Raw genomic sequence first — 15575 nt, 5'->3', positions numbered from 1 at the left:
AGGTCATCATACTTTGCTCTGGAAAGGAACTGATGCTAAGGGCTGTTCTCTTGCCAGCGGGATATATTTTGTGCGTTTAGAAACCAAAGGAGAAAGCCAGTGCCGCAAAATTATGATGGTAAAATAAAATAGTGAGATGATAAAATAGACGGCAACCCTGTTTTGAAACCGAAGAAGAGTGAAATAGGCGAAACAAGCAATAGCTAAAAAAAATCCCGGGCATTTGCACCCGGGATTGCTAAAAAGGCAATTTGTTTTCAGAGTTTTACTTAGTTAGCAGCATCTTTTTGTTTTGTTGGAAGTTGCCAGCTTTCATATTATACACATATACACCGCTACTAACTGTTTTTCCAGTGTCATCTTTACCATCCCAATTGGTTCTATATGTTCCAGCGGAAGTATGACTATGGGAAAATGAACGAATTCTTTGTCCTTTGGCATTGTAAATGTCTATCGTTACGGTTGTCGGTTCAGAGATACTGTAACTGATGACAGTATTTGGATTGAAGGGATTGGGATAGGCATTATACAATTTCGTTACAATCGGCAATTCAGGCGTTTCAGGATAAGAACCGCCAGCGTTTGTTTTAACGGAGAGGGGCCCAAAATATTCTGATTCACCGTTTAGGGAGATGCTTTCCAGCCAGTAATAATAGATCATATTGGCTTCAAATTCATTATCTATATATTTATAGCTAATTTGAGTGCCATTTTCGGTTCCTTCATCGATTAAAAGAGGATTGATCCGAATAGCATTTACCAGTGTTCTATCTTCGCTGCGGAAAATGTTATAACCGCTATGATTGGTCTCCGATTGGCTAACCCAGTTTACGGAAACATATCCTTCCGCAGAATAGATGGCATTGAAATAGGAAAGCTCCACGGGCAATGTAGATTCTGCATCTAAAGGGAAAACGATATCAACATCGCCATCGGCTTTGGCTTCCAACACAAAACTGATGATGGTGGCTGTCCAGGTTCCGGGATTGGAAATTATGTGATATGTTTCATTTGGTAATATACGATAAGCAATCTGCGTAGGAATGAAGCCAAGCTGGTGATTGATGGTTATCTGCTTTCCAGTTAGATTTACTCCCGAACTGCTTAATTGAATTACTAAACCGGCATTGGGTAAACCAATTCCATCCGGGGCATAACTGGCAACGGCATTTATAACTGTTTCACCTTCCAAACCGGAAATTTCCACGCTGGGACTGATGGGAACTTCATTGATGGTAACAGTTCCGGCACCAACCGTAGTTGTTCCAGTGGTGGTAAAATTCCAGACAGGACATTCAATGGCATCCCCAATTGGGTTTACGGGAACCACCTTCCAGAAATATGTTGTTCCATAAGCTAAAGCTGAAGGAGCGTAATGTGGCGATAAACACTCTATAGGTGTTCCCGGAAGGGTTTGGCCAAAATATAGTTTATACGAAACAGGTGCATTAGCTCCCGCATCCCAAAACAGTTTTGCATCGGTAGCTACATTTTGGGTATCATTATTGGGAACTGGATTTTGGGCAGCTAAGGGAAGATTACTGAATGCGGCAACTTCCATATTATTAATCATAACATCACTATCGGCATTAGTTATTGTTGAACCAACATAAAAGGCAAATCGACAATGACCACTGTGTCCTGCCAAAGGAATAACCGCTTTTTCTCCACTGATTCTGATATCTTTATAAACATAAGCAGAACCCGTATTATTCCATTCACGCACAATATTGGCTGTGGACCAGCTATATCCATCACCAATTAAAACGGCAATTCTATCGTCCGGAGCATAAACTGGAGGTGTTCCGGTTGGGGTTTGATTATATTTTAGCACTGCCAAATCAAAAGAAAGATAATAGGTATCGTCCGGAATATTAAATAGCGGAGATATCAACCAACCGTTAATTCCACCCCAAATATTTAATTTGGCTGCTTTATCCGTTCCGGCTACATTCAGCCAGTCATCTTGTTCCCATAAACTGGAGGGGCTTAAAGAAACGGGGTCTTGTAAAACACCGGTTCTTGTTAACCAATCACTATTGGGTGGAACAGCGCCATCAAAACTCTCCTGATAAGGAAAAGTGACAATGGAAGGATCGGCAACTGTGGTAAAACTCCAGATAGGACAATCTTGCGCTTCACCGATAATATTAACAGGTATCACTTGCCAATAATAAGTAGTACTGTAATTGAATCTGTTTGTCGGTGTGTATTTGGTAGTAGCAACCACTTGATTTAAGGCAATATTGGTAGGAGGATTATCCGTTCCCAAATTGATCTTATAACTAATTGGTGCACCACCTCCGCTGGACCATTTAAGATATTTGTCAATCGCTATGTCAGTGGAAAGATTTGCTGGATCAGGATTTATGGCAGGATTGGGCGCTTGCGTTGGCGGAGTGATAATTTTGAAGCTGGGATGATTGTTGGAAGTAGTTCCAGCACTGGTTGGAAAAGTAGTTCCGGTTCCGGACTCTTTGTAAACCGCCATATTGCTTTTAGAGGCATAATAAAATTTGGGATAACCACTGCTGATTTTGCTGCCATCTCTGTTTTCCCAAACAATATCTAAGCCCACATAACCATCCCAGGTAAAATTGAAAGGCGTGGTTAAAATTATCTCCATCCAACCAGGCCCGGCAAAAGTTATACTGCCATCATAAACCTTCGTAAATGAACTGCTGCCTCCGGGATTGGGATAACTGGTTGAACTAGATAAAGTGCTGTTATAATTGTAAGCAAAATAAATCTTCTGATTATCCATAGTGTAATCGGAAACATCATTGTTAACCTTAAAAGCGATGGAATAAATTGTAAATGAACCGGTTATTCCAGCACTACTCATCTCCGTTGCTGTAAAAATAAATCGGCTCCATCCATAATTGGAACTTCCGTTAACGGGAATATGATTACTATTGGAGCTGCCATCTATAATGGTATACTCCGTGGCAAAGAGAAAACTGCTCATCGCTAAAACAATGAACAGAATAATTAGTGATTTTTTCATCATTTCTCCTTTCTAATTTGATAGTAGTAAAAATTTATTTTCCTTAACCAGGGTAGGAACTAAACCGCTGATTGCTTTTGGCCTGATTTCCTGCATCAATCTAAACGGACCGAATAAAACTATAAAAAGTAATTGCTTGCTCAAGATAAGCGCCTTAAAGAATAAATCAAAAATAAACTCTCGTTTTGTGACGAAAGGATAAAATGCTTTATCGGCTATGACGGCTCTGCCGGTAATTTTATCGCTAATTTCAAGTGATTTGATGATGTTTTGCATCTTCATAAAATCCTTATCTGTTCTATATCCTATCCTTATTCAACAAACTATTGCCTCTGCTTTGGGCAGTTACAATATCTACGGTTATCAAAGCCAAATTATTGTCAAGAACTTTTTGACAATTATGCCGAGGATTAGTTACCCACAAGATATTATTTCGCCAATTCTGGCAGGAAGGTTGACCTCCTGGTCAACCCACAACAAACAAACTATCAGGCCATCCTAAAATTTAGCGGAAACTGCATAATTTGGTTGTAAGTGGAACGACGAGGATTTCGTTCTTCCTTTGGATTATCCTCTCTCACAGATTGCACAGATTGCACAGATTTAGTTTCACGCAGATTACGCAGATTACGCAGATTTAAGATGATAATAGGTATGGGATGAACAGGATTTTGGGGATTTAAGGATTTTTTATATACCAGGATATGCACAAGGCATAGAAATAATGGAGGGTTGACGTCCTCGTCAACCACAACAAATAAGATATCAAGCTTTTATAGAATATAGTGGGAACTACATAACTTGGTTGTAAGGGGAACGACGAGGAAATCGTTCATTCCTGTAAAATATTCTCTCACAGATTACACAGATTGCACAGATTTATTTTCACGCAGATTACGCTGATGATGCAGATTTAAGATGATAATAGGTCTGGGATGAACAGGATTTTGGGGATTTAAGGATTTTTTATATACCAGGATATGCACAAGGCATAGAAATAATGGAGGGTTGACGTCCTCGTCAACCACAACAAATAAGATATCAGGCCATTATAGAATATAGTGGGAACTACATAACTTGGTTGTAAGGGGAACGACGAGGACGTCGTTCTTCCTTTGGATTATCCTCTCTCACAGATTACACAGATTTAGAAACAAGGATTTCAGGTATGGGTTTTAGAAACGAGGATTTAAGAATTTCAGGATTAAGAGGATTGATTTTTAATTACTAATTATCAAGAACTTATTAAAGCCCCCCAAAGGGCGACACGATCATAGCGATGGAGGCGTAAGCCCCTCGAAAAAGTCACAATGAATACGGCGGAAGCTTTTGACTTACAATTTTCACCTGCCTTCACCAAAACCACATCCCAAGAACTTTATCACTTACAACCGCTCTACGACTGGTTTCCAAACCGAAAAATTGTGAGTTAAAATAGAAATAACATCCTAATATAGCTGTATCCTATATTCATTGCCCAAATCCATTAATTTAGCTTTTAACATACCTTAATCAAGCGTTAATAATAAACGCTTGATTAAGGAGTGATAAATACTTGATTGACGCTTTCAATTAAGGACGAATACCAAACTCGTATCCAATATGCAGTTTATACTAAAGTAGCAAATACCTGATGACAGGTAAATAGATAAGGATGATACATAATACCAATCCGCAATTTTAAAGTTTGGAAGAAAATGAACTAACCAATCCTTACTTGGCAAATAAACTGAAGTTTGCCAACAAACTTAATGTTTACAGGGTTTTTAGACGATTTTTATTCAGCACCTCATTTGCTGATTATGTCCCTAAACTATGTGGTTCCATTTTTCGGATTTTTTTAATAGAGGGAAATTCCTGATGAATTGTAGAAACAGTTTTTACCTTCTTCCAAGGACATTTTATTATCCTCTTTTCTCACAATCTATGTAAAGTTAGCGTCTAATTGCATAGTTTTCAGTTTGTTAATTTAGGTCAAGTTCTTTTTTGTAAAATTTGCATTACCCTAAAATTATCTTAGTTACTTTCTCAAATATGATAAACTACTCAAATAATTTAGGGAAGGACAAATATCGTTTCGTTTATGGGCGGGTTATAACTAAAATGGTGTGCGATGGTTAGATGCGTAAATTTAATTTAGTTTCTCTAAAGATGTTTCTGCAAGAAAAAGCTATCTGCTAAGTTGTAAATTGGCATAAAAAAGTTATCTGCTCTGTAGGACACTGGCATATAAAGTTATCGGTTCACTTGCAAAGTGGCATAAAAAGCTATTTATTCACTTGCAAAGTGGCATAAAAGGTTCTGCCGGGTTCAGGGACATAAGCGTGAACCATATAGTTTTCATCCGTAAGGTTTTTGATAGAGAGGGCGGGGGTAAATTTCCAGTTATCTTTTTGCCAATGCAAGCTTAATCCGCAGTCCACTAAAGCATAAGCAGAAATGGGGTCTATCAAATTATCGGGAGTAGTCCATTGTTTTCCGGTGAAGCTATATTTTGTCCAAAAGTGCAAAAGCCCCGGCTGCCAATCGACGGCAAAAGAATAGAGAACTTCAGGTCGGTACATAAGTTGGGGTGCATCGGCAAAATCATAATAGGTAGTATCCTTAGCTTTCGTAAAAACGGCGGAAGCGGTAAGTTCCAATTGTTTAAGCGGTTGGCAATTTCCTTCCAATTCCAAATTCCGAACCGTTGCTTTCCCAATATTCATCGGTTTCCAGACGGGACCATACATTTGAACTTGCCGCCATTGAATCAGATTTTTAATTTTGTTTTGGTGCAAAGTCGCTTTTAGCGTTGCTTTAGGAATATTGCCTTTTATCCAGATCTGATAGCCCGTTGCCTTTTCACTTTTAAGATTTGGATTGCCCAGGGTCTGAGAATCCCCTTTCCAATAAAGATCAAAAGGCGAAGGCAGAGCAAAAGAATTGCCAATGGTGGCTCCCGTTTCCAGATAATTATTTCCCCAATTGCGAACGGAAAATTCCAGCCGACCACTAAATTCATCTTCACCCTTTATATAATCGTAACGACCTGCCAAACCGTTATTTACAATCAGCCAGGCAAATTCCTTTTGTTGATTAAGTTTTAAGGCAAGCGCAAATTGATTTCTAAGATAATTAATCTTGCCTTGCTGAGGGTTAATTAAATCCCGATAGCGATAGCGATTATAAGCATATTCACCAGATAATGTCCCTTGGAAAGCATCTTTATCATAGCTGAGAGATTGTTTTATGCCAAAGTTGTCATTTTTTTGTTCATATTTTTGGGAAAAGCCCTCAATTAAGGACTGCGTATTATCATAATTTGTTTCATCGTGGATTAGCCAGTTATTGCTTTGCCAGGCAAAATTGCCAAAATTGGCGGAAAGGCGAATTTGAGGACGCAGCGAAGAACCCTCTAAAAACGCCTTGTAATATAAATCGGCAAAATTCAGCGGACCGGGAAGTTCCCTCTGAAAAGTTACAAAGTCAGTTGAAAAGCTGGTCAGCAATTTGGCAAGGCGAGTTGAATACGCACCGGAAAAAGAGAGCTGTTGTTTACTGTTATTTTGGCGGATGTTTTCGCTATCTTCCGGAATCATTTCTCCTTTCCTAATGGGAAAATCGTTATTGGCATCATAGACATTAAGGCAGAGGCGATAAGAATTTTCCGAGCTGAGACCGCTTAGCGACAGATCTTGCATAAAATAGCCGTAAGAGCCAAATTCCGTTTTGCTTTCCAGATTGGTTTTTAGGGCAGCGCCTTGTTTGGTAGTGATCATTATTATGCCACCAATGGCAGAACCGCCTCCATAAACGCTGGCATTGTTTTTCACGATTTCAATGCTTTCTATGTTATCCATATTCAGGCGAGAAAAATCAAAGGGCTCGCCTAAAGTATTCATCGCGATGCCATCCAGTAAAACTAAAGTGTGTCGGCTGATATTTCCCAAGATGTTTATTTCGGCTACTTCGCCTTTTAGTTGTGTGCCGGAATTTTGAAAGGAAGATGTTTGTGAAATCAATTCCGAAGCACTGCTATAATGTTTATCGGGGTCTATGGGCAAAGTAACGATATCCGCAGGGGCGATGTTTTCTCCCATTGGTTGAGTAAATACTCGGTAGGTAGATAATTGAACTGGTTTGCTTTGTAATTTTATCCGGATTCCTTCATTGTCTTTGGGGAGAGCAATTATTTCATTTACGGAGAGTGTTTGGTTTTGATAGCCCAAACGGCTGACTGATAAAGAATCGCTAACTTCTATGCTAAAATTGCCATTCTGTTTACTCAGCGTAGTTTTTTTGCCGCTAATCAGGCGAACCGCTTCCAAAGGTCTATCTTCTATATCTGTAACGATACCAGATACTTTGATACTTTCCAGAAGAGATACGAAACCAAGTAGAAGAACGAAAACGGATAAAAACTGACGGCATCTCATAAATCAAACGCTTACGGATAGATAATGTTAGGTCTGCCCGTATAGGGATTTTGCATAATATCCAGTTCCACGCTAAATAAATCCTTCAGTGTCTCTTTTTGCATCAAGTGTTCTGGTTTCCCCACAGCCAATAGTTTACCCTCTTTCAAGAAAATTAAACTTTCAGCATAGTTAGCCGCCAAGTTTAAGTTGTGCGAAACAATTAGAACTGTCTTATTTTCCTTGCTGTGAATGGATTTTAAAATGCCCATTATTTCTATCTGATAATTGATGTCCAGTTGGGACAAGCTTTCGTCCAACAAAATAAAAGGTGTCTGCTGAACTAACGCTCTGGCAATTAAAACCCTCTGTTTTTCACCTCCGCTGATTTCAGAAAGCCAGCGATGTTTTAGTTCCGTTAATTTCAAATTAGCCAAAACGGCATCCACAGCTTCATAATCTTCGGAACTATAGGACTGTAATAAACCCAAATAGGGATAGCGACCCGTTAAAACCGTTTCTTGCACTGTGTGATCAAATTCGGAACTTGTTTCTTGAGGCACAAAGGCAAGCTGTTTTGCCAGCCAGGAACGCTTTATTTTGGTTATATCCTTTCCCAAAATGGTAATTGAGCCCTTAGAAGGTTTCAAATAGCCCATAATAGTATAGAGCAAAGTAGATTTTCCGGCTCCGTTCGGACCCAAAAGGGCATAAAAATCCCCTTCTGCAATTTGCAGAGAAATATCTTTCAAAACCGGGAAATTCTCATAACCGCAGGTTACATTTTGTAATTCTATCATTTTTTATCCTGTTCCAAACTGTTTACATAAGCAGTTTTTTTGCTTTCCATTAATTTGTCAACCTCCTTGCGGAAAATGGACATCTGGTAGCTATTTTTGCCCGCTTTAATGAAAACCTTCTGAAAAATCATTTTAAATAAATGGGAGCAGTGTTTGTAAATTAGGAAGAACTGGATGGCTTGGTTTAATAAGGATATGGCAAGATATCTATTTTCGGAATGAAAAAAGGAGCTTGATCCGATGCCGGCAGTGAAAATATTTCTTTACACGATTTAGGTTTTTATATTTAAGGAACTTATAAGCTATAATGGACGAAAGGTCTTTAAGAATTTGTTCTATCATTATACAGGGCTGCTTGTTCCATAACCGAGAGAATATAAAATATGAAGGCAATAACGATGAATAAGAATTGGCTGATACCAACTCCATCAAGTAAGGAACCGATTCCTGAAATTGAAAGTTTGAGCGCAGAATTCAAATTGCCTCGCTTAGTGGCTGAATTGTTATATCGGAAGGGCTTTAAGACCTCTGCCGAGGTAAAGGAATTTTTTCAGCCCTCGATGGATAAATTATATGATCCCTTTCTCTTTCCCGATATGGAAAAAGCGGTTCAGCGGATCTTAAAAGCGATAGAAAATAAGGAAAAAATACTCATTTATGGCGATTATGATGTTGATGGCACAACTGCTACCGCACTTTTATATTTGGGACTGAAACGCATTGGAGCCAATATCGATTTTTATATTCCACACCGGATGGTAGATGGTTACGGTTTATCTTTAGCCAGTTTGGACACTTTAAAAGATAAATGTGCGTCGCTGATCATCAGTGTGGATTGTGGCGTGAATGCCATTGAAGAAATCAATGCCATAAATGCTTTGGGAATGGAAATCATCATTACCGATCATCACAATCCCAAAGATGAACTTCCTCCCGCTTATGCCATTATAAATCCTAAACTGCCGGGAACTCCATATCCCTATTTACACCTTGCCGGAGTGGGAGTTGCCTACAAATTACTGATGGCGGTTTATCAAAAAATTGCCATAGACACGGCGGAAAATAAGCTTAAGTATATGGATCTTGTAGCGGTTGGAACTATTGCCGATATTGTCCCTCTCACTTTGGAAAATAGGATATTTGCCTCCATTGGATTGCAGCATTTAATTGAAAAAAAGAACTTGGGTTTGAATGCCTTAGTGCAAATTTCCGGTTTAAATCAAAAAACCTTGGATACAACTGACATTGTTTTTGGCATTGCCCCCAGAATCAATGCCGCGGGCAGAATGGGAAGTGCATCCGATGCCGTGGAATTATTAATTTCCATAGACGAAGCCAAGAGTATGGAACTGGCGGAAATTATTGAACATCAAAATTCTTTGCGCCAACAGGAAGACCAAAAGACCTTTCTGGAAGCCAGCACCATCATTGAAAATAAATATAAAGACCTCCAACATACACCCTGTATGGTTATTTCTTCCGATGACTGGCATCCGGGAGTTATAGGCATCGTTGCCTCCAAGCTGGTAGAAAAATATTATCGTCCCGTCATTATGATTTCTTTCAAAGATGGTTTTGGCAGCGGTTCAGGACGCAGTGTGGCAGATTTTGATTTATTTGAAGCGTTAAAACAAACGGAGCATAATTTGCACAGTTTCGGCGGCCACAAATATGCCGTCGGTTTAACTATTTATCAGGAATACTTGGATAGGTTTGAAAATGAACTTACTCGCTATGTTTCTGAGCATTTGCTTTTGGAACAAATTCAGCCCCCTTTACAAATTGATGCCGAGCTGGAACTATATGACATCAACAATACTTTATTGGATGCCCTGGAGCGTTTTGCGCCTTTTGGTCCCGAAAATATGCGTCCTATTTTTGTAACCAAAAATGTTATCATAGCAAGTTATCCCTATAATGTCGGCAGAAACCATCTGAAACTGAAAGTGGTGAAAGATGGCATCTATTTTGATTTAATTGGTTATAATTTGGGTGATTATCTGCCGTTATTGAAAAAAAATGGCAGATTGGACATCGCTTATACTTTGGAATATAACCGTTTTGGTAACAATCTATCTATTCAAGGTAAATTGAAGGATTTGCAAATTGGGAAGGATTAGCACTATGAAAAATATGTTGTTATTACTGGCAATTTTTGCCTTAGCTGTATCGCTTTTAGCTATTTTTGCCTGCGCCGGCATAAATCAGCGCGCCCCGATGACTATTGATTACTTCAGTTTAATTAAAACTATCTCTCTCGGCAAGCAGGTAGATAAAATTCTGTATCATTCTCAAAGCAATACTCTCTATGCAATGAGTGAAAAAAATCAGGAGATTTACATCTTTCAAAATGGAGAGCTGAAAAATGTTTTGGGCGGCTTAGGCAGCTCCAAAGTTAATTTTCAATTTTTGCAAGATATGGCTTTGACGAGTGATAATTATTTGTATGTATTGGATTCTTCCGCCAAAAGCGTGAAAAAATTCAGTTCGGACGGCAAACCAAGTGGCAGCATAGATCTGAAGAGTGGCGTGCAACCCAAATGCCTTTGTTTGTATCAAGATCAGGATTTGTATATTTTCGATTCCGCCAGCGGAGAAATTATTGCCTATTCAGGCATAGACGGAAGCGAGCAAAATCGGTTTGGCAGATTTCAATTGCAGCAGGTAAATTCGCTTTTTTGCAATCACGATTATCTGATCGCTTATGCTAAAGACAGCAATCAAAGCCATATTTTTTCTGGGTTAGGCCAATTCATCAAAACCGAATCCGGGCAAGTGGTATATGATCTGTTCAATAACGGCATTTGTTACAATGAAGGGATGTTAAAATGTTTAAATAGTCCCGCTTATTTGCCCATCGGACAGGAAAATGTATTAATGAGCATCGATGGCAATTTCTTAGCATTAGGTTTAGGCGAAGAAATCCGCATTTTAAAAATAAGTTATAATCAGGTGGATTGAGTGCCTTCTTTGCTTTGGATTTTACTTTCGGCGTTATTGCTTTCGCTTTCCCGTTTACCTTTGCATTTGGGTTGGTTGGTTTTTGTAGGTTGGATTCCGCTTTTATTTGTATTGGAACGGAAAAAAGTAAAACTCTGGCAAGCGGGAGCTATTTTTTCCGTTGTTTATGTCGGGGTAGTTATGTATTGGATAGCGGGAGTTACTTTTTTCGGTTTAATTGGGATTGCCATCGTTTATTTTCTTTATTACTGGCTTTGTTTTTATGCCATTAAGAGGATAAGCGGAATTTCCCGCTGGCTTTTTTACCCCGGTTTTATAAGTGTGATGCTCAGTTTTGAGTATTTGCAAAACTTTGGTGAAACCAGATTTCCGTGGTTTAATAATGCCTATTCGCTTTCCGATTATACGGTTTTAATTCAGGCAGCGGATTTGGGGGGAGTGATTCTGCTTTCTTTGCTCATTTTGCTGATTAATGTTTTGCTTTACGAAGTCCTGATTAACAAGAAGACCAAATGTCTATTTTACATTGTTGGCATTTTTATGCTTTGGATTGGCTATGGCATATACTGTCTAAATTATTTGCCACTGCAAAAACAGGAGCCGAAAATAACCGTTATGCAGCCCTCTATCCCTCAGGAAGAAAAATGGGACGATAAAGCTTATCGGCAAATCTTACAGCGTTATGAAGTTCTTTGTGCCAATGCTTCCAAAGATTCCACGCGTATGATTATTTTTCCGGAAGCGGCGATGCCGGTTTACTTAATGTATGATAGTTTTGCGCAATCATATATAAAAGGTCTGATGCGAAAATATCAGCTGGAAATTTTTACCGGTTTTCCGCATTTTACTACTGCACCGGAAAATAGCATCAATGACGAATTATATTATAATGCCGCCGCTCTTTTCAAACCGGATGGCTCGATTCCTGCATTATATTATAAAAACATATTGGTGCCGGTGGGGGAAAGAATGTTGTGGCTAAATGTTTTTCCTTTCTTATGGAAACTACAATTTGGCCAGGCAAATTGGGAATTTGGCAATGGGCCTGCTTACTACCAAACGGACAGTTTGGAATTTTCTCCTTCTATTTGTTACGAACTGGCTTTTGCAGAATTTCACCAAAAAATGGCTATTCGCAAAGATAAAGAGACCGGCAAATGGAAAAAAGCCGATTTTTTGGTTAATATCACCAATGACGCTTGGTTTGGAACTTCTTACGGTCCCTGGCTCCATTCCTTGATGGCAAAATTTAGGGCTGTGGAAAACCGCATCCAGATTTATCGTAGTGCCAATACAGGCATTTCTTTGATTGTGGACCCTATGGGCAGGATATTAGCGAAAGCAGGGCTATTTGAAATAACCAATTTGTCGGCGCCTCTCTATATCTGTCCCAAAATACCGGTTTACCACTATATTGCCAAATATCCGTGGATTTTGGTTATATTTTCAGCAGCACTTTTCCTCTTCAGTTTCTTTTATCGGAAACCTAAAAGCGAGGCATTATGAAAAAATATTATTATACTATCGGCGAAGTGAGTAATTTATTAGGCATTAAGCCCTATGTAATTCGCTATTGGGAAAGTGAATTTCCGGGGCTGAAGTCCAAAAAAAACTCAGGACGCATCCGCAAATTTAGTGAACAGCAGGTCCTTTTACTCCGTCAAATTTATGATTTGCTCTATAATCAACGCTATACGATTGAAGGGGCAAGACAGAAAATCAAACAGGAAAGAAAAACCTTGCAGGCAATTGCCAAAGAAGGTCTTGACGAGAAAGCCATTTCTTTAATACAGACATCAGAAATAAAACCCGAAATTACGGAACTGTTACAGGATTTGAAAAGTGATTTAGTCCATATTCAACAGACCTGTAAAAAATTTCAACAGGATAAAAAATGAACTTTCAAGATATTATTCTCACTTTGCAAAATTATTGGGCAAAACAGGGTTGCTGCTTAGTTCAACCCTACGATGTGGAAATGGGAGCGGGAACTTTTCATCCTTTCACTTTTTTTGGAACCTTAGGAAAAAAACCTTGTGCCATTGCTTATCCTCAACCTTGCCGCCGACCCAAAGATGGAAGATATGGAGAAAATCCCAATCGCTTCCAACATTATTATCAGTTTCAGGTAATTATCAAACCCGCTCCGGAGGACATTCAAAATTTATATCTAAAAAGTTTGTCCGCCATCGGAATAGATATCTCTCAGCACGATATCAGATTTGTAGAAGACGACTGGGAGTCACCAACTTTAGGAGCCGCAGGTTTGGGCTGGGAAATTTGGCTGGATGGAATGGAAATTTCCCAATTTACCTATTTTCAGCAAGTTGGCAGCATTGATGTCTTTCCCGTGAGCGTAGAACTTACTTATGGTTTGGAACGCCTGGCAATGTATATTCAAAATGTTGACGATTATAGAAGTTTGATTTGGAACGAAACCACCAAATATGCGGAACTTTTTTATGAACGCGAAAAAGAATTCAGTGCCTATAATTTTGAAATGGCTAATACCGACCTGTTATTTCAGCTGTTTCAGGACTTTGAAAAGGAGTGTAATTCGCTGTTGGATAAGCAATTGGTCTTTCCTGCCTACGATCATTTGCTCCATTGTTCGCACACTTTTAATTTATTGGAAGCCAGAGGAGTGATAAGTGTTACGGAAAGAGCAAGTTATATAGCTCGCATCCGTAATTTGGCTCGACTTTGTGCCAATATTTATTTAACCAAATACAATCCTTAAAAAAGGAGTTGAGATGACTCGTGATTTTTCAGAAGTTATGCCTACTTTAACTGGCATTCAGGATAACCTTTTACAGGTAGCCGTTTATACAGATTTTCAACCGCAGTGCGTAATTATTTTAGAACAGGATCCTCCCCATCTTTTGGAATCCTTGGATGCTTTAAGAAACTATGCCAATCAGCGAAAATTGCGTTTTCCTTTGTTAATCAACCGCAAGTTTGTGAATAGTTCACTGGATTCCTATCCTTTGGAATTTTTGGATATCGTAACCGCCAATTACCAAAATCTCTTCGTTAAGGAAGATATCTTAAAATCTTTACAGTTTAATCCCACTGATTTGCGTCTGCAAATGGAACGCGAAATAAAAAGCAAATGGCTGCTTATCCGTTTGACAGTGTTGGAGCAGAAAAATAGCCCTGCCCAATTAGCCAATATTTTATTGCTGACTTTTAGTAATATCGTTCCTGTTTTAAAAGGTATTTGTTATCTGAAAGATGGCTCTGTTCCTGCCTCAATGGAAGAAATGATCACAAGAACGGAACAGATTATCAGCGTGAAAATCGAGGCAATGTTTGACTGGGGTTCCGGCAAAAAAGCCGATCTGAAAAATGTTCAACAATTTCTTGCCATTTTAGAAGAGATTATGCAGTATTTAGAAAACATTGATATATGATTTACACTGATATCTCCATAGCGAACAGTAAATTGCCGTTACTTGCTTTTGCCATTCATAACGGACATTTTCTCCCTTTGGAAATTTTACGGGGTTGCGGTGTGGATGAAGCAACCAGATTGCGCGAAGAAGACCCATTTACAGATGGTTTTGCCAAATGTTTCAGCAATAATGTAGTTGTGCAAACCAGTCGTTTTGCAGTGGATTTGAACCGCTCTCCCGAAAAAACCGTCTATCAAAAACCGGAAGATGCTTGGGGTTTGAAGGTGAGAAAAAATCCTCTTCCCCAGAAATTATACGAAACCCTTATCAAAGCTTATGAAACATTTTATCGAACCGCTTTTTACCAAATTGACCGCTTGCTACAATATCACGAAAAGCTGATTATTCTGGATCTGCATAGTTACAATCACCATAGAAAAGGACCCAGCGCCATTCTCGACCCGCAAAACGAGAATCCTGATATTATTTTGGGTAGAAATAACCTGCCCGAAAGTGAATATCCCGCCATTGAAAAACTCCGTTTGCTGCTACAGGGCAGACCTTTTTTGAATACAAAACTGGATTGCCGCTGTGATGTAAAATTTTCGGGTGGCTATTTTTCCCAATGGGTAAATTATTATTATGGCAAAAATGTGCTCTGCTTGGCAGTGGAATTTAAAAAAATATTTATGGATGAATGGAGCGGAGAATTGCATTTACCCGCTTATTTGCAGCTGCAAGATATTTTCCAAACTGCTGTTTTTCAGTGGATGGAAGATCTGCCTAAGTGAAATGAAAGGGGCTGAAAACATTTTTAGAAAACAATTTTGACCCAATTTGCTGTAAACGATACCCTGATGTTCAATGGACAAAGAAAAATTTAGCCCGTTTCCCAAAATAAGATAACCCTTCATATCTGAATGTGTTAGCCATATAGGTTGCCGTTATCGATTTCGGTTATCCAAATACTTGTTTCCTAATGGATTAACTAACGCTTCTCTAACACTTCCGTAAC

The 15575-nt window shown here is 38.9% G+C and carries 13 protein-coding genes; 8 read left to right on the top strand and 5 right to left on the bottom strand.

Features of this window, described 5'->3' with window-relative positions:
* Positions 1 to 265 precede the first annotated feature (265 nt).
* Both ABFC98_05415 and ABFC98_05410 read right to left on the bottom strand, forming a co-directional pair.
* Positions 266 to 3007, bottom strand: a complete 2742-nt coding sequence (locus ABFC98_05415) for a FlgD immunoglobulin-like domain containing protein (GenBank protein ID MEN6445466.1) — start codon at positions 3005 to 3007, stop codon at positions 266 to 268.
* A gap of 12 nt (positions 3008 to 3019) precedes the next feature.
* Positions 3020 to 3283, bottom strand: coding sequence for a hypothetical protein (locus ABFC98_05410; protein MEN6445465.1), 264 nt, complete (start codon positions 3281 to 3283; stop codon positions 3020 to 3022).
* Positions 3284 to 4317: 1034 nt separating this feature from the next.
* On the opposite strand from ABFC98_05410, the gene ABFC98_05405 reads away from it, so the two are divergent.
* Positions 4318 to 4440, top strand: coding sequence for a hypothetical protein (locus ABFC98_05405; protein ID MEN6445464.1), 123 nt, complete (start codon positions 4318 to 4320; stop codon positions 4438 to 4440).
* A gap of 834 nt (positions 4441 to 5274) precedes the next feature.
* Here the strand turns inward: ABFC98_05405 and ABFC98_05400 are convergent.
* The 3 genes from ABFC98_05400 to ABFC98_05390 are packed head-to-tail and all read right to left on the bottom strand — an operon-like array spanning position 5275 to position 8335.
* Positions 5275 to 7425: a TonB-dependent receptor gene (locus tag ABFC98_05400; GenBank protein ID MEN6445463.1), complete on the bottom strand. Its 2151-nt coding sequence runs from the start codon at positions 7423 to 7425 to the stop codon at positions 5275 to 5277.
* Positions 7426 to 7436: 11 nt separating this feature from the next.
* A complete protein-coding gene (locus ABFC98_05395) occupies positions 7437 to 8204 on the bottom strand; it encodes an ABC transporter ATP-binding protein (GenBank protein ID MEN6445462.1) in 768 nt (255 codons plus the stop codon).
* Positions 8201 to 8335 carry a hypothetical protein gene (locus ABFC98_05390; protein MEN6445461.1) on the bottom strand — a complete coding sequence of 45 codons (135 nt, stop codon included), beginning with the start codon at positions 8333 to 8335 and terminating at the stop codon, positions 8201 to 8203. Before ABFC98_05390 ends, ABFC98_05395 begins: the two co-directional genes overlap by 4 nt.
* Before the next feature lie 267 nt (positions 8336 to 8602).
* Here ABFC98_05390 and recJ point away from each other — a divergent pair, with 267 nt between their 5' ends.
* From recJ to ABFC98_05355, 7 genes are read left to right on the top strand one after another with little or no spacing between them, the layout of a single operon-like run.
* Complete coding sequence (recJ, locus tag ABFC98_05385) at positions 8603 to 10324, top strand: single-stranded-DNA-specific exonuclease RecJ (protein ID MEN6445460.1); 1722 nt, start codon at positions 8603 to 8605, stop codon at positions 10322 to 10324.
* A gap of 4 nt (positions 10325 to 10328) precedes the next feature.
* Positions 10329 to 11165 (top strand): hypothetical protein, encoded by an 837-nt coding sequence (locus ABFC98_05380; protein ID MEN6445459.1) that lies wholly within the window; start codon positions 10329 to 10331, stop codon positions 11163 to 11165.
* Positions 11166 to 12671, top strand: a complete 1506-nt coding sequence (gene lnt / locus ABFC98_05375; protein MEN6445458.1) for an apolipoprotein N-acyltransferase — start codon at positions 11166 to 11168, stop codon at positions 12669 to 12671. It begins immediately after the preceding gene.
* A complete protein-coding gene (locus ABFC98_05370) occupies positions 12668 to 13063 on the top strand; it encodes a MerR family transcriptional regulator (GenBank protein MEN6445457.1) in 396 nt (131 codons plus the stop codon). Before lnt ends, ABFC98_05370 begins: the two co-directional genes overlap by 4 nt.
* A complete protein-coding gene (locus tag ABFC98_05365; protein ID MEN6445456.1) occupies positions 13060 to 13905 on the top strand; it encodes a glycine--tRNA ligase subunit alpha in 846 nt (281 codons plus the stop codon). The genes ABFC98_05370 and ABFC98_05365 overlap by 4 nt, the downstream gene beginning before the upstream one ends.
* Before the next feature lie 13 nt (positions 13906 to 13918).
* Entirely contained in the window at positions 13919 to 14578 is a 660-nt protein-coding gene (locus ABFC98_05360) for a hypothetical protein (GenBank protein MEN6445455.1), read from the top strand.
* The gene (locus ABFC98_05355; GenBank protein MEN6445454.1) at positions 14575 to 15351 is read left to right on the top strand and encodes an N-formylglutamate amidohydrolase; all 777 of its coding nucleotides are present in this window, start codon (positions 14575 to 14577) and stop codon (positions 15349 to 15351) included. Before ABFC98_05360 ends, ABFC98_05355 begins: the two co-directional genes overlap by 4 nt.
* The last annotated feature ends 224 nt before the right edge of the window (positions 15352 to 15575 follow it).

The organism is Candidatus Cloacimonas sp. (genome assembly GCA_039680785.1).
Taxonomy (GTDB): domain Bacteria; phylum Cloacimonadota; class Cloacimonadia; order Cloacimonadales; family Cloacimonadaceae; genus Cloacimonas.
Note: the sequence above shows the minus strand (reverse complement) of the source record. Positions and strands in the feature narration are given on the sequence as shown.

Excerpts from the sequence above, each read along its gene's own strand:
- ABFC98_05380 (MEN6445459.1), top strand. The coding sequence starts at position 10,329 with ATGAAAAATATGTTGTTATTACTGGCAATTTTTGCCTTAGCTGTATCG.
- ABFC98_05415 (MEN6445466.1), bottom strand. The coding sequence starts at position 3,007 with ATGAAAAAATCACTAATTATTCTGTTCATTGTTTTAGCGATGAGCAGT.
- ABFC98_05395 (MEN6445462.1), bottom strand. The coding sequence starts at position 8,204 with ATGATAGAATTACAAAATGTAACCTGCGGTTATGAGAATTTCCCGGTT.
- ABFC98_05390 (MEN6445461.1), bottom strand. The coding sequence starts at position 8,335 with ATGATTTTTCAGAAGGTTTTCATTAAAGCGGGCAAAAATAGCTACCAG.
- ABFC98_05400 (MEN6445463.1), bottom strand. The coding sequence starts at position 7,425 with ATGAGATGCCGTCAGTTTTTATCCGTTTTCGTTCTTCTACTTGGTTTC.
- recJ (MEN6445460.1), top strand. The coding sequence starts at position 8,603 with ATGAATAAGAATTGGCTGATACCAACTCCATCAAGTAAGGAACCGATT.
- ABFC98_05370 (MEN6445457.1), top strand. The coding sequence starts at position 12,668 with ATGAAAAAATATTATTATACTATCGGCGAAGTGAGTAATTTATTAGGC.
- ABFC98_05405 (MEN6445464.1), top strand. The coding sequence starts at position 4,318 with ATGAATACGGCGGAAGCTTTTGACTTACAATTTTCACCTGCCTTCACC.
- ABFC98_05365 (MEN6445456.1), top strand. The coding sequence starts at position 13,060 with ATGAACTTTCAAGATATTATTCTCACTTTGCAAAATTATTGGGCAAAA.
- ABFC98_05360 (MEN6445455.1), top strand. The coding sequence starts at position 13,919 with ATGACTCGTGATTTTTCAGAAGTTATGCCTACTTTAACTGGCATTCAG.
- ABFC98_05355 (MEN6445454.1), top strand. The coding sequence starts at position 14,575 with ATGATTTACACTGATATCTCCATAGCGAACAGTAAATTGCCGTTACTT.
- ABFC98_05410 (MEN6445465.1), bottom strand. The coding sequence starts at position 3,283 with ATGCAAAACATCATCAAATCACTTGAAATTAGCGATAAAATTACCGGC.